The 14,289-nt window shown below is 74.5% G+C and carries 12 protein-coding genes; 4 read left to right on the top strand and 8 right to left on the bottom strand.

Annotated features, from left to right (window positions below; translation table 11 throughout):
- The first annotated feature begins 8 nt into the window (after positions 1-8).
- Complete coding sequence (locus tag AB0L25_RS27150; RefSeq protein ID WP_500175524.1) at positions 9-1,136, top strand: zinc-binding dehydrogenase; 1,128 nt, start codon at positions 9-11, stop codon at positions 1,134-1,136.
- Here AB0L25_RS27150 and AB0L25_RS27145 read toward each other — a convergent pair.
- A complete protein-coding gene (locus tag AB0L25_RS27145) occupies positions 1,123-2,541 on the bottom strand; it encodes an amino acid permease (protein ID WP_500175523.1) in 1,419 nt (472 codons plus the stop codon). The genes AB0L25_RS27150 and AB0L25_RS27145 overlap by 14 nt on opposite strands.
- Positions 2,542-2,667: 126 nt before the next feature.
- Positions 2,668-3,099 (bottom strand): SgcJ/EcaC family oxidoreductase, encoded by a 432-nt coding sequence (locus tag AB0L25_RS27140; protein WP_500175522.1) that lies wholly within the window; start codon positions 3,097-3,099, stop codon positions 2,668-2,670.
- A 266-nt stretch (positions 3,100-3,365) separates the two neighbouring features.
- On the opposite strand from AB0L25_RS27140, the gene AB0L25_RS27135 reads away from it, so the two are divergent.
- Positions 3,366-4,250 (top strand): hypothetical protein, encoded by an 885-nt coding sequence (locus tag AB0L25_RS27135; RefSeq protein WP_500175521.1) that lies wholly within the window; start codon positions 3,366-3,368, stop codon positions 4,248-4,250.
- Positions 4,251-4,343: 93 nt separating this feature from the next.
- The gene (locus tag AB0L25_RS27130) at positions 4,344-4,535 is read left to right on the top strand and encodes a hypothetical protein (protein ID WP_500175520.1); all 192 of its coding nucleotides are present in this window, start codon (positions 4,344-4,346) and stop codon (positions 4,533-4,535) included.
- A 17-nt stretch (positions 4,536-4,552) separates the two neighbouring features.
- Here AB0L25_RS27130 and AB0L25_RS27125 read toward each other — a convergent pair whose 3' ends face one another.
- The 6 genes from AB0L25_RS27125 to AB0L25_RS27100 form a co-directional block, all read right to left on the bottom strand.
- Positions 4,553-5,173 (bottom strand): GyrI-like domain-containing protein, encoded by a 621-nt coding sequence (locus AB0L25_RS27125; protein ID WP_500175519.1) that lies wholly within the window; start codon positions 5,171-5,173, stop codon positions 4,553-4,555.
- Complete coding sequence (locus AB0L25_RS27120; RefSeq protein WP_500175518.1) at positions 5,170-5,733, bottom strand: PadR family transcriptional regulator; 564 nt, start codon at positions 5,731-5,733, stop codon at positions 5,170-5,172. The genes AB0L25_RS27125 and AB0L25_RS27120 overlap by 4 nt, the downstream gene beginning before the upstream one ends.
- Before the next feature lie 210 nt (positions 5,734-5,943).
- Positions 5,944-9,603, bottom strand: coding sequence for an NACHT domain-containing protein (locus AB0L25_RS27115; RefSeq protein ID WP_500175517.1), 3,660 nt, complete (start codon positions 9,601-9,603; stop codon positions 5,944-5,946).
- A 122-nt stretch (positions 9,604-9,725) separates the two neighbouring features.
- Positions 9,726-10,163, bottom strand: a complete 438-nt coding sequence (locus AB0L25_RS27110; RefSeq protein WP_500175516.1) for an iron chaperone — start codon at positions 10,161-10,163, stop codon at positions 9,726-9,728.
- Between the two features lie 41 nt (positions 10,164-10,204).
- Positions 10,205-10,828 (bottom strand): glyoxalase, encoded by a 624-nt coding sequence (locus AB0L25_RS27105; RefSeq protein ID WP_500175515.1) that lies wholly within the window; start codon positions 10,826-10,828, stop codon positions 10,205-10,207.
- Positions 10,829-10,878: 50 nt separating this feature from the next.
- Positions 10,879-11,235 (bottom strand): VOC family protein, encoded by a 357-nt coding sequence (locus tag AB0L25_RS27100; RefSeq protein ID WP_500175513.1) that lies wholly within the window; start codon positions 11,233-11,235, stop codon positions 10,879-10,881.
- A gap of 169 nt (positions 11,236-11,404) precedes the next feature.
- On the opposite strand from AB0L25_RS27100, the gene AB0L25_RS27095 reads away from it, so the two are divergent.
- Entirely contained in the window at positions 11,405-14,194 is a 2,790-nt protein-coding gene (locus AB0L25_RS27095; protein WP_500175512.1) for an ATP-binding protein, read from the top strand.
- Positions 14,195-14,289 lie beyond the last annotated feature (95 nt).

Raw genomic sequence — 14,289 nt, 5'->3', positions numbered from 1 at the left:
GAACCCGCATGACCGCGACGCGCGCCGCCGTCCTCGTCGAGTCCGGACGTCCCGCCCCCTACGCCGACTCGCGCCCGCTGGAGATCGCCGAGCTGCGGCTCGACCCGCCCGGTCCGGGCGAGCTGCTGGTGCGGGTCCGCGCCGCCGGGCTCTGCCACTCCGACCTGTCGGTGATCAACGGCTCCCGGCTCCGGCCGCTGCCGATGGCGCTCGGGCACGAGGCCGCGGGCGAGGTCGTCGAGGTCGGCGAGGGCACGGAGTTCGCGCCGGGCGACCACGTCGTGCTCGCGTTCGTCCCGGCCTGCGGGCACTGCGAGCGCTGCGTCGCCGGACGTCCCGCGCTGTGCGGGCCCGGCGCGCGCGCGAACGGCGCGGGCACCCTGCTGAGCGGCGCGCACCGGTTCGTCGCGGCCGACGGCACCCGCCCGAACCACCACCTGGGCGTGTCCGCGTTCTCCGAGTACACGGTCGTGTCGTCGCGGTCGGCGGTGAAGGTCGACGCCGACCTGCCGTTCGACATCGCGGCCCTGTTCGGCTGCGCCGTCCTGACCGGCGCGGGCGCCGCCCTCTACAGCGCGGACGTGAAGCCGGGCGACGGCGTCGCCGTCCTCGGGCTCGGCGGCGTCGGGCTCGCCGCGCTGCTCGCCGCGAAGGCCGCGGGCGCCGCGACCGTCGTCGCCGTGGACGTCGTCGAGCACAAGCGCGACCTCGCGTCCCGGCTCGGCGCCACCCACACCGTCGCGGGCGGCCCGGACGCCGTCGAGGCGATCAAGGAGATCACGGGCGGCGGCGCGGAGAAGGTCATCGACACCACCGGCGTCGTGCCCGTCCTGGAGCAGGCGTACGCCGCGACCCGCCCGGGCGGGACGACCGTCACCGTCGGCCTGCCCGACCCGGGCAAGCCCGTCACGCTGCCCGCGCTGAGCCTCGTCGCGGAGGAGCGCACGCTGAAGGGCAGCTACCTCGGCTCGTGCGTCCCGCGCCGGGACGTCCCGCGCTTCATCGGCATGTACCGCACCGGGAACCTGCCGGTGGACGCGCTGCTGTCCGACCGCCTCGCCCTCGACGACGTCAACGCCGGGTTCGACCGGCTGCACACCGGCGAGGCCGTCCGGCAGGTGATCACTTTCGGTTGAGCAGGGAGTGCCGGCGGCTGTAGACGAAGTAGATCACGCACCCCAGCGCGAACCAGGCGCCGAACCGCGCCCACGTCTGCCACTGCAGGAACGTGATCAGCCACACCGAGAACACGACGCCGATCAGCGGCACGACCGGCATGCCCGGCGTCCGGAACTCGCGCGGGAGGTCCGGGCGCCGGTACCGGAGGACGACGACGGCGATGCAGACGACGATGAACGCCAGCAGGATCCCGATGTTCGTCAGCTCCGCCGCCTCGGCGATCGGCAGGAACCCGGCGATCAGCGCCGAACCGATCCCGACGATCCACGTGATGCGGGACGGGACGTGCCGCACCGGGTGCGTCTTCGCGAACCACCGGGGCAGCAGGCCGTCCCGGCTCATCGAGAACCACACGCGGGTCGCGCCCATCATGAACGTGAACAGCACGGTCAGCACGCCGAGGATCGCGCCGACCGCGATGACCGCGCCGAGGATCTCCAGCCCGACCGAGTCGAACGCCGACGAGAACGCGGCGTTCGGGTCGATGTCGCGGTAGTCGACCATCCCGGTCAGCACCAGGCACGCGAGGACGTACAGCACCATCGCGATCGCGAGCGACAGCAGGATCGCCTTCGGCATGTGCTTGCGCGACTCCCGCGACTCCTCCGCCGCCGTGGACATGGCGTCGTACCCGAACACCGCGAAGAACACCGTCGCCGCGCCGGTGAACGCGCCGCCCCACCCGAACGGGAAGAACGGGTCGTAGTGGTCCGACTGGATCTTGAACACGCCGACGACGATGACGAGCAGGACGATCCCGACCTTGAGGTACACGAGCGCCGTCTCGAACCGCGCCGCGTTCTTCATCCCCAGGTTCAGCACCCACGCGATGAGCAGGCACAGGAGCACGGCGAACAGGTTCACCTTGTAGCTGCCGCCCGCGACCCCGTCCGGTTCGGTGCCGGGCGCGCCGCTCATCCACAGCGGCAGCTCGACGTTCATGAACTCGAGCAGGTCGTTGAAGTACCCGGACAGCCCGATCGCCACGACCGCGACGATCGCCGTGTACTCCAGCAGCAGGTCCCACCCGATCGCCCACCCGGCGAACTCGCCCAGCACCGCGTACCCGTACGTGTACGCGGACCCGGCCTTCGGGATGAGCCCGGCGAACTCGGCGTACGAGAACGCCGCCGCCGCGCTCGCGATCCCCGCCACCAGGAACGAGATGAGCACCGCGGGCCCGGCCTTCTCGTTGGCGACCGCGCCCGCGAGGGAGAAGATCCCCGCGCCGATGATGCCGCCGACGCCGATCGCGGTGAGCTGCCACAGCCCGAGCGTCCGGCGCAGCCCGGACGTCTCGGTCTCGTCCTCGATCTCCTCGATGGGCTTCCGGCGGACCATCCCGCGCAACACCGTCGTCATGCGGCACCTCCTCGAACGGAGGAGTCCCTTCCCCGCAAGATCAGTGCAGAACCGGACACCCCATAACGATCGGGCGTAAGCCCTGTAAGGAAGGAACCTCCCTTACAGGGCCACCGGGGGTGCGGCTCAGGACGCGGCGGGCTCGACGGCCGTGTTCTGGCCTGCGACGATCTTCCAGCCGTCCGGCCGCCGCGCGATCACGTAGAGCGTCGCGCCGTGCGCGCCGTCGACCGGGGCGCCCGCGGCGTCGGTCGGCCGCTGCGCCACGTTCACCGCGATCACCTCGGGCGCGAGCTCCAGCATCTTCACGACGTCGTAGCGCGCGAACGAGTCGCGCAGGAAGTCCTTCATCGCGGGACCGCTGAACTCCTCGATCGCCGCCCGCCCGTCCAGCCGGGTGCCCAGCGCGTTCGACCAGGACGTCCGTTCTGCGAACTGCGCGGCGAGCGCCGCGGCGTCCTTGGTGTTGAACGCCCGCTCGAGCGCCTTCACCACGCCCGTCACCGCGGCCCGCGTCTCGTCCGAAATGTCGCCCACCACGAGAACGTCGTTCGTCATGTCCGTGCCCTTCTCTCGTCGGCAGCGGCGGTGATCGCCGCGAGATTCACTCAACAACCTCAACAAAGGTCGAGGTCAAGGCGCGGGGATGACGACCTGAGCTGCGGGAACTCGGCGGCGGCGCGGCGGTCGGCGTACGCGGGGCGCGGGCGCGTACGACCGGAGTCCCGAACGGGTGTCGCACGGTTACATCCGCGGGTACTGCCGGGGCGCACGACCCGACTCCTACCGTCCGGAACACGACGCCCCCCGACGAAGGAGTCCCGATGAAGCACGCGAAGATCCTCGCCACGGTCGCGGCCGCCGTGGTCGGCGCGACCACCCTGCCGGCCCCGGCGCAGGCCGCGCGCACCGCCCCGGTCATCGAGATCGAGGCCCGCGACGGCGGGTTCACCGCACCCGCGACGCACACCAGCGGCCCGACGTCGTTCCGGGTGACGACCACCGCGACCGCCGAACTCGGCAGCATGATCGGCCTCGTCCGGCTGCACCCCGGCACGTCCCCCGCGACGTTCACCGACCACCTGGGCAAGGTCTTCTCGAACGACCCGGAGGTCTCCGTCCCGGCCGGGAACGCGCTGATGGACGAGGCCGACCTGCTCGGCGGCGCGCAGGCGCACCCCGGACGGTCCACGACGTTCACCGCCCGGCTCCACCCCGGCACCTACTACCTGATCGACTATCTCGACTTCGAGGACGGCACCCCGCCCGGCCCCGAGGCGCTGCACGAACTGACCGTCCAGCGGGAACGGCACCGGGGGCACGCGCCCCGCCCCGGCGCGTTCGTCGGCATGTCCCGGACGCCGTCCGGACCCCGGTTCCACGTGGCGCCGCAGCTCAGGGCGGGCGCCCCCATCCTGCTGACGAACCACATGCGGCAGGTCAACGAGGCCGTCTTCGTGCCCGTCCGTCCCGGGACCACCCGCGACGACCTGCAGGAGTTCTGGGACGCGGCGGAGAGCGGCGAGTGGATCCGGCCGCCGTTCGCGGGCGACCCGGTCGGCACCCCGCCGCTGTCGCACGGCAAGGCGGTCGTCCTCCAGGCGCCGCTGGAGCCCGGCGAGTACGCGCTGATCACCTGGGTGACGGACCTGACCGACGGCCGCCCCCTCGGCGCCAAGGGCATGTACGCCCTGGTCACCGTGAAGTGAACGCCCGGACGAGCGTTTCCACCGTCTCCTGATCGTCGGAGGTGACCGGGGCGTACCGAATCGTGGGCCGCCCGCACCCCGAAGGGGTTCGACGTGCTGCACGAGATCGGCGCCCTGCGGGCGGCGATGACCGAGCCCGGCGAGCCCGGCTGGAAGACCTGCCTGCTGCAGGTCACGCGAGCCGGCATGGGCCTCAGCGTCGACTTCGAGTACGACGACGAGGAGCGCTGGAAGGTGGGGCCGGGCGACCTGGAGCGCATGGTGGAGACCCTGCGCCCCGGTTGACCGGACGGGTGCCCGGTTCAGCCCGCCGGACGGACGGGCTGCCGGAGGACGGTCTTCCACTTGGCGGGCTCGGTCCGGCGATGGTCGCCGAGGTAGATCTCGTGGTGGTGCCCGGTCATCCGCAGGCCGTTCGCGGCGAGGTACGCGTCGTGCAGCTCGGCGAGCACGGGCCCCTCGTCGTCGTAGGGGCCGACGTGCAGCACCTGGGCGCTCGTCCCCTCGTGCAGGGTCTCGCGGCGGACGTCCGCGATCGCGGGCAGCCCCTTCTTCTCGAGCGCGGCCGCCTTGGCGTCCTCGACAAGGTCCTCGGTGATCCAGTCGGGCTGGCTGATGAGCATGCGCCAGTTCCAGTCGTCCTTGGCACGGGCGACGAACACCTCCGGGCGGTCGGACCACCACAGCCCTTCGAGCGGCCCGACGACGAAGTCGCGGTCGAGTTCCCGCTTGCTGGTGAACTTGATCGTGTAGGCGACGGCGTAGAGTGCCTGGACGGCCCGCGCGTAGTCGGCGCTCGTGTTGGGGTCGCCGTGCCCGTCGACCGCGATGAACCTCTGCGGGGGCACCTCGACCAGCTCCCAGCCGGTGTTCTTCGGCGCGTAGTACCGCTTGAGCTCTCGTTTGACGTCGTAGCGGGTCATCGCCCGTCTTCCCTTCCGGTGGGGGAGTCGCCGAGTTCGGCCCGGTAGGCCTCCAGCCAGCGCCGTTCGGCGTCGAGCTGGCCCAGCGAGTAGTCGAAGATGGCGCGGACGAACGCGGGCGTTCCGGGCTGGGCGTCGCGGGCCGCGCCGATCGCCGCGATCCGCTCCGCCAGTGCCGCGGCCCGCCGGTCGAGCGCGTCCCGCAGCCGGCCGGGCTCGATGACCGGCTGGTTGGCCAGGCCCACGAGGACGGGCGGGTGCACCGGCCGCAGTTCGGCCAGCGCCGCCTCCGCGGCCCGCGCGCACGCCCGCCGCCCCTCGTCCGTGGGCCCGTACACCCGCCGGGCCTTGCCCCGCGCCGGCCGCGCCGCCTCGACCTCGGTGATCAGCCCGCGGTCGCGGAGCCGGGTGAGCAGGTAGTAGATCGAGCTGAACCCGATCTCGGTCCACTCGCGGACGCCGCGCGCACCGATGACCTCCTCCAGCTCGTACCCGTGCCTCGGCTTCTCCACGAGCAGCCCGAGCAGCGTCAGCTCGGCGGGCGTCAGTTCCTCGGCCATGGCGACTATCCTAGTACTAGAATAGTCGCCGTTGGGACGCCGGAGGCGGTGGGCGTCGCCATCGAGCGGCCGCCCGCGCAGTTGATTGGATCGGCGGCGCGGTGATGTACGGCGGCACGTCGCTCATCGCGTCCGAGTCGGCGGCCCGGATTCATCTACGTCCGGTTGACGCCCGAGAAAAGCAGATGAACGCGCCGCTCCGGATGCGGGTCAGGTCCGGACGAGCAGAAGCAGTTCGCCGTCCGGCTGCGGTTCCTCGCTGCGCGCCTGAAGGGCGATCAGGCCGCGCACGGCCCTGGTGAGCAGGGCGGCGATGTCGTCGTGGCCGGTCTCCCGGAGCATGGTGGCCGCGGCGAGCAGCTCGATGCGGACGCAGCCGAGGTCTTCCTCGTCCAGGGGCAGGACCCGCGACAGCATCGGCTCCACCAGGGATCGGGCGTGCAGGACGAGACGCGTCGCGCCGGACAGCCGCTCGGTGGGCGCCTGGGTGAGGGCGGACGGCGCGGCGAGCAGGTCGCACGCCTCGTGCAGCAGGGCGCCGACCGGCTCGGACGTCCGCGACTCCGGCTCGGCGGCGACGGAGGCGAGGAAGACGCCGAACCTATGGACGGCTTCCCGGTCGTGGGCGGACGGCCACGCGGCCAGCAGGTGCCGGTAGCCGTTCACGAGGCTCTGCCGCCGGGCGATGTCGACCGCCATGACGCCTCCGCAGAACGTGCGGTCGAGCGCGGCCGCGGAAGCGGACACGTGGTCGGCGACCCGCTGGTCGTCGGCGCCGGTGAGCCAGTCGTCCAGCAGGCGGTCCTGCCCGAGGACGTGCTGGAGTTCGCGGCCGAGGTCGACGTCGAGGCCGAGCACGCGGACCCGGTGCCGGTGGCGGTCGTTCACCAGGGCCTGCGCGGAGTCCCGGACGAGTGCGTCGTCGACGTCGTCGGCGCGGGACCGCAGGAGCGCGCGGACCCGGGGCAGCGCGAGGTCGAAGTCGCGGAGGCGGTCGAAGTCGTGCACGTAGTCGAACGCGCCGGCCCGGTTGCGGAGGTGGAGGCGCAGCCTGCCCAGGACCCGGTCGACCAGGTCGGCGAGGGCGGGGCGGGTCCCGCCCGTCCCCGCGGCGAGGTCGTGGACGAGGCGCCGCGTCGCCTCCCGCAGGACGGCGATGTCGTCGGCGAGCACGGACATGTCCGCGGCGCGGGCTATCGTGCCGTAGCGGCGCGCCAGTTCGACGGTGTCGTCGAGCGCCCTCGCGAGGGCGGTGAGCGTCTCGAGGACGGGCAGGCGCGGGGCGAGCCGGTCGAGCGCGCGGACGCGGTCGGCGGCGGCCGTGGCCGCGCGGTCCTCGTGGTCCGGGCGGGTGGCCGCACGGTCGGCGGCCAGGACCCCGCCGAGCGCGGCGTCGAGGTCGGCGTCGAGCACGACGGAGGCGCCCAGGAACGCGGCCGTCCTGCGCGCCCGTTCGATGTTGCGCGCGAAGGCGAGCGTGCGGGACCGCCGCCGCCAGGCGGGCCGCAGGGCCGGGACGGCGGGGGCGGCGTCCACGGCGAAGGCCAGTTCGCGCGCCACGACGAGCGCGAGGAGAAGCCGCAGGGCGGGACGCAGGTTGTCGGTGTCGTCCCCGAACTCGTCGCTCTTGAGCCACTCGAACAGTGCCGCGTACGCGTCGACGCGGGCGGGGTCCGGGGGAGCGAGGGCGAGGCGCAGGTACGGTGACGTCCGCTGGCAGTCGAGCAGCAGGTACTCCCGCACCTGCTCCGCCGTCGGCGCGGACGGCCACGACACACCGGACGGGACGTACAGCCGGACGCCGGTGTCCGACCGTGCCCACACGCAGCGGCCCTCGACGCCCGACACGAGGCCGATCGCCGGGTCGTCGAGTTCGTCGCGCGTGGGCAGCCGGTAGGTCGTCCCGTCGGCGAACAGGCCGTTCAGCCAGGTGACGAACCGGTCGGCGTCCTCGGCCCACGTGCCCGCGACCGGTTCGTCGGACGGACGGTCGTCCAGGTACTCGGGGTGGTGACGGCCCTCGGCCCGTTCCGACTGCAGGAACAGCGCGTACAGCTCGTGCGTGACCGGACGGGCGCAGACGGCGGTGTCGTCCGTCAGCCGGATCGTCTCCCGCAGCGCCCGGGCGGCCTTCACGGCGGTGATCAGCCGCTGCCGTTCGGGGTCGTCGTCGCCGGGGTCGTGGACGAGCATGTCCTCGAGGGACGTGCGGAGCGCGGGGTCGAGGCTGCGGGCCTCCTCCGCGCAGTCGAACGCGAGGGCGAGCGCCCGCGCCGTCCCGGACTCCAGGCAGGCCCCGACGACCGGGGACGCGTCGGCGTTCGCGGCCCACAGCAGCGTTGCCTCGCGCCACCACGGGTCGTCGACGCCGTCGACGAGTTCGGCGGGACGGTCGCCGAGCAGCGCGCGGCCGGCGAGGTACTCCTGCAGCGTGAGGTGCGCGAACGCGTAGCGGCCCTGTTCGCGTTCGACGAGCAGTCCGCTGCGGCCGACCTCGGCGAGGAAGTCCTCCGGGGACAGCCCGGCGGACGCGCGCCGCACGTCGCCGTCGATGGCGGTGCAGGCGTCCGCGACGGTGATGTCGCGGACCTTGCGGCGCATCATCGCGAGGGCGAGCCGCTGGACGATGTGCTCCTTCTGCGGGCCGCGCAGGCCGGTGCGGTCGGGGAGGCCCTTCTTCTCCTGGCGGCGGTGCACCAGGACCTCGCACATCTCGCCGTACAGGGCGGCGCGGCTGCCGGGGAGCGCGTCCCGGTACCGGTGCACGTTGGCGATCATGGTGAGCAGGAGGGGGTTGGCGGCCAGGTCGTAGAGGGCGGGCCGGTCGCGGAGCCGCCGGACGAGGTCGTCGGCCTTCTGCTCGGCCTGCTGCTGGACGCGCCTGCCGGTCGCCCCCTGCGCCCGGCACTCGATCGCGTAGTACCAGTTGTGCAGGAACCGGCCGATCTGCTCGCCGGTGAACCTGCGCACCTGCAGCACGTTCACGGACGGCAGCGGGTTCGACAGGTAGCCGTGCGGGCGGGACGTCAGCAGGACGTGGTTGCCGGGGAAGCGTTCGATCTGCCGCCGCGTCCAGGCGACGACGCGGGCCCGCTGGTCCTCGTCGGCGACCTCGTCGAGGCCGTCCAGCATGACCAGGCAGCGGCCGCGGTCGAGCTGCTGCCGGATCCACGAGGCGGGCACCCGCCCGGCGACCCAGCCCGCGTCGGCGGCGACCTCGGCGAGGTCCGGGGGCTCGTCGGCGAGGATCGCGTCCGCGTGGTCGCGCAGGTACAGCAGCACCGGGATGCGGCCGCGGCGGGACGAGCGCTCCCACGGCCGGGGGCGCCGGCAGAGGTCGAGCGCGGTCTCGCGCATCAGCGTCGTCTTGCCGGAGCCGGGACCGCCGATGATCGCGAACACCTGCCCGCCGCCGTTGTGCAGGAAGGACGACAGGGCGCGGCGCTCCCCCGCCGCGCCGGCGGGGCGCCCGAGGTGGCCGAGGTACGGTTCGTCCGCGGTGTCCTGGAGCGGCTGCGGCGCCAGGCTGACCTCGACGTACACCTGCCGGAGGCCGAGCGCGAACTCGCCCTGGGTGGCGATGCCGACCGTCTCCATGTCCGCGACGCTGGCCCGGAGCTGCCGCAGGTACATCCGGCGGCGGCCCCGCGGGCGGCCGCCCGCCGCGGCGTCGCCGAGCGGCGCGCCGGGGGTGAGCACCTCGGCGTACAGGGCGCCGATGACGGCGACGGCCCACGCCACGTACAGCCAGTTCCAGCTCAGCTTGCCGTCGCTGAGCACCTGGTTGGCGGTGACGGCGCACCCGAGGACGAACGAGGCGAGGGTGACGACGCGCGCGATCGTCCGCGCGGGGCTCACGGGTGTGTCCACGCCGCACATTCAACGACGATCCGGGCCGGTTCGTCGAAGGTTCCGGCGGACGGACGGCGCCGGGCGAGCGGCGCGCGCTCACCCGGCGGTGTTCCCGGCCCGGTTCGTCCGGCGGGGGCGGTTCAGCCCGCCGCCCGCTTCACCAGGCCGGCGATCCGCTCCTCGACCTCGGGCGTCACCTCGGTGAGGGCGAACGCCGTCGCCCACATCGGGCCGTCGTCGAGGTTCGCCGCGTCGTTGAACCCGAGGGTGGCGTAGCGGGCCTTGAACTTCTCGGCGCTCTGGAAGAAGCAGACGACCTTGCCGTCCAGGGCGTAGGACGGCATCCCGTACCAGAGCTTCGGCGCGAGGGCGGGCGCGTGCTCGGCGACGATCGCGTGGACGCGTTCGGCCATCTTCCGGTCCGGCTCCGGCATCTCGGCGATCTTCGCGAGGACGTCCCGGACGGCCTCGGCCGCCTTCTCCTCGCGCGAGGCGCGGCGCGCGGCCTTCTTCTGCTCCTTCGCGTGCTCCTTCATCGCGGCCCGCTCTTCGGCCGTGAACCCCTGGTAGTCGCTCATGATCCGGTCTCCTTCTCGTCGATGTCTCGGGTGGCGGGCGGTCAGGCGCGGCTGGGGACGGGCGCGGGCTCCCACGCGAAGCCGTCCGGGTCGGTGAAGGGCTCGCCGCCGCCGCCCAGCACGAGCCGGTGCGAGCCGGTGCCCTCCTGGGCGACGCCGGTGTCCTTGGCGAGGGCGCGGCGCGGGTAGAGGGCGAGCGTGACGGCCGACGACGGGGTGTCGAACTCGGCGTACTTGCCGCCGAAGCTCTTCCCGACCGCGAGGCCGCGCTCGACGTAGAACCGCTTGCCGGCCTTGACGTCCGCGACGCCGAGGAGCAGCGCGATCTGGTCGAACTCGCGGGAGGCGGGCGCGGAGTCCTTCTTCTTCGACGACGCGACCTTGACGATCGTCCCGTCCGGGGCCCGGACGACGCCGCCGTAGCCCCAGAACGACTTCGCGGCGGGCTTGAGGATCGTGGCGCCGGCGTCGACGGCGGCGCCGATGAGGGCGTCGACGTTGCCCGGCTGGGACGCGACGAGCGACAGCGCGAACCCGCGGAAGCCGGTCGTCGGCTCGGCGGAGGCGCGGACGTTCACGTACGGGGCGAGGCCGAAGGCGGTGTAGAAGGCCTCCGCGGCGGCGGTGTCGGCGACTTCGATGGTGACGGACTCGAACGAGGTCATCGGGCTCTTCTTCCTGGTGAGGTGGGGTGTCGGTCGGTGTGCGGGGGGGCTCAGCGGTCCTGGAGCAGCCCGAGGACGTTGCCGTCCGGGTCGGTGACGGTGGCGACCACGCGCCCGCCGCCGACGTCGTGCGGGGCCTCCCGGACGGCGGCGCCCGCGGCGGTCAGCTCGGCGACCTTCGCCTCGATGTCCGGGACGTGCCAGTAGGCGACCGGGGAGGTCATGCCCTGCGGCCCGCCGCCGGGCACCAGCCCGACCTGCTGGCCGCCGACCTCGAACCCGACGTAGTAGGACGACTCGTTCTGCGGCGCCGCGCCGAGCAGGGCGGTGTAGACCGCCGTGGCCCTCGCCAGGTCGCTCACGGGGTGCAGCACCGTCTTGATTCCCCGGACGGGCGAGTCGCTCATGGTCGCTCCTGCTAGGTCGTGGGCCGCGTCGACCCGTCGTTCAACTGCTCATAGCCTCGCCTCGGGGGCCCCTCCGCCACATCCGTGGCGACCACGGAGCCGCCTACGGAGCCCGGCCACGGACCACGGGCACGGACCCCGTACGGAGCGGCTGCGGCAGAATGGGACGGTGGCCGTGACAGTGGATATCTCGCCCCGCGAAGCCGAGGTGCTGGAGCTGGTCGGCGACCACCTCAGCAACGCCGAGATCGCGGCGCGGCTGTTCATCTCCGTCCGCACCGTCGAGAGCCACGTGTCCGCCCTGCTGCGGAAGCTGGACGTCCCGGACCGCCGGGCGCTCGCCGGGCGGGCCGCCGCGAGCCGTCCCGCCGCCGGTGCGGCGCGCCCCGCGCCCGTCCTGCCCGCCCCGCTGACGTCGTTCGTCGGCCGGGCGGGCGAGCGCGCCGAGCTGGGCGAGGCCGTCCGGGCGCACCGGCAGGTGACCGCGGTCGGCCCCGGCGGCGTCGGCAAGACCCGGCTCGCGCTGGCGGTGGCGGCGGACGCGACCGCCGCGTTCGCGGACGGGGTGTGGTTCGTCGACCTCGTGCCGGTCACCGACCCGGGGATGGTCGCGGACGCCGTCGCGGGCGCGCTCGGGCTCGGCGAGCAGCCCGGCCGCGGCATGACCGAGTCGGTGGTCGCGGCGCTGGCCGACCGGCACGTCCTGCTCGTCCTCGACAACTGCGAGCAGGTGCGGGACGGCGTGGCGCTGTTCCTGGAGCGGCTCCTCGCGGCCTGCCCCCGGGCGACGGTGCTCGCGACGAGCCGCGCCCGGCTGATGGTGCCGTTCGAGCGGGTGTACCCGGTGCCTCCCCTCTCGCTGCCGGACGACGGCGAGTCCGACGCGGTCGCGCTGTTCAAGGAACGCGCGTCCGCGATCGGCTGGCCGCTGGACCCGCCCCTGCACGACCACATCCGCTCGATCTGCGAGCGGCTCGACGGCATGGCGCTGGCGATCGAGCTGGCCGCCGCCCGCTACCCCACGCTCGGGCTGGACGGCCTCACCGCCGCGCTGTCGGACCCGCTGCGGATGCTCACCGGCGGGTCCCGCGCCGACGACCGGCACCGGTCGGTGCGCGCCGCGGTCGACTGGAGCCACACCCTGCTGGAACCCGCCGACCGGGAGCTGCTCCGCCGCGTGTCGGTGTTCGTCGCGCCGTTCACCGCCGCCGCCGCGGCCGAGGCGACCGGCGGCGACGCGGGCGTCGTCGCCGACGGGCTGGCCCGCCTCGCGGAGCAGAGCCTGCTCGTCGTGCGGGCGTCCGCGGGCGGCACCGAGTACCGGGCGCTGGAGACGATCCGCCAGTACGGGACGGAACGGCTCGCCGAGGCGGGCGAGCTGGCCGACGCGCGGGCCCGGCACCTGCGCTGGTGCCTGGCCAGGGCCGCCGGCCTCGCCGATGCCGGAGCGGACTGGCGGCCCCGCTTCGACGCCGTCGCGGACGACCTGCGCGCCGCGCTCGCCTGGGCGGCCGACGACCCGGACCACCGCGCGGAGGCGCACGACCTCGCGCGGCGCCTCGCCGAGCTGGCCTTCACCCGCAACCTGGTCGGCGAGTCCCAGCAGCGCTACGAGCAGGCCGCCGCGCTCGCCGCCGACCCCGCCGTCGCCGCCGCGATGCTGCGGCACGCCGCCGCCGTCGCCGGATGCCGGATGCACGGCGACGACATGTACCGCCTGCACCGGGAGGCCGCGGACGCCGCCCGCCGGTCCGGCGACGCCGCCCGCGCCGCCGCCGACCTGGCGACCGCCGCCGTCACCGCCTACCGGTTCTCGGGCACGTTCGTCCGGCCCCCGTCCCCGGACGAGACGCGCGCGCTGATCGCCGCGGCGCGGGAGCCCGCGGGCGACGACCCCGCCGCCCGCGCGGCCGTAGCGCTCGCCGAGGCCGCGTCCGTCGCCGACGCGTTCGGCGCCGACCAGGACCCGCACGCGGACGTCGTCGCGGACACCCTCGCGCGCGCCGAACGCGCCGCCGACCTCGCGCACCGCACCGGCGACGCGCCCGCCGAGTCCGCCGCGCTCGACGCGCTCGCGGCGGTCCAGAGCTGGGTCGGCGACGCGTTCGCCACCGCCGCCACGGCCCGCCGCCGCGTCGCGCTCCTGACCGCCGCCCCCGCGACGCCCGCCGTCACGCACGAGCTCGTCCAGGCCCTCGGCGAGGCGGCGCAGACCGGCATCGGCGTCGGGGACCTGCCCGGCGCCCGCCGCTGGGCGCGGCGCCTCGCCGACCACCCGTCCCTCGCCGAGGTCGGGCACCGCGCGACGAGCTGGCTGCTGGTCGCCGACGCCCTCGCGGGCGACGTCGAGGGCGTGCGCGCCGGCGCCGTCCGCTTCCTGGACGCGTGGCGGCGCAGCGGCGCCCCCGTCTGGCCCGACCTCGACCCGGCGGTGACCGCGGCCGCGACGGCCCACGGCCTCCGCGGCGACCGCGACGCCCGCGCCGAGTGGGTCGCCGTCCTCGACCGGTTCGGGACGTCGCCGAACCGCGTCCACGGCTACGGCGCGGTCTTCGACGCGCTGCTCCTCCTCCACGAGGGCCGTGCCGCCGAGGCGCTGGAGCGGCTGGCCCCCGAGCCCGCCGAGGTGTGGCGGTGGGTCACCTGGGTGTGGCTCCACTGGTACGTGGCGCTGCGCGCGGAGGCCGCCGTCCTCGCCGGGAGCCCCGACGCCCGCGCCCGCGTGGCCGCCGCCCGCGAGCTCACGACCGGCGACCCGGTCGCGGGCGCGCTCGTCGACCGCGCCGAGGCCCTCCTCGACGGCGACCCGCGGCGCCTCCTCGCCACGGCGGACGCCTTCGACGCCGCCGGCTGCCCCTACCAGTCCGCCCGGACCCTCCTGCTTGCAGGCGGCGCCCACACCGCCCGCGGCACCGCCGCCCTCACCACCCTCGGCATCACCCCCAGCCCCACCGCCTAACCCACACCCCGGACGTCCCCCGGCCGTGTGCGGTGGGTGGGGTGTCGTGAGCGCACATGTCGAGGGGTGGGAAGGTGCGGGGGGCGCACGTGTCG

Origin of the sequence: Spirillospora sp. NPDC052242, from assembly GCF_040679555.1 — a bacterium.
Classification (GTDB): domain Bacteria; phylum Actinomycetota; class Actinomycetes; order Streptosporangiales; family Streptosporangiaceae; genus Spirillospora.
This window is presented reverse-complemented; position numbering and strand designations above follow the sequence as displayed.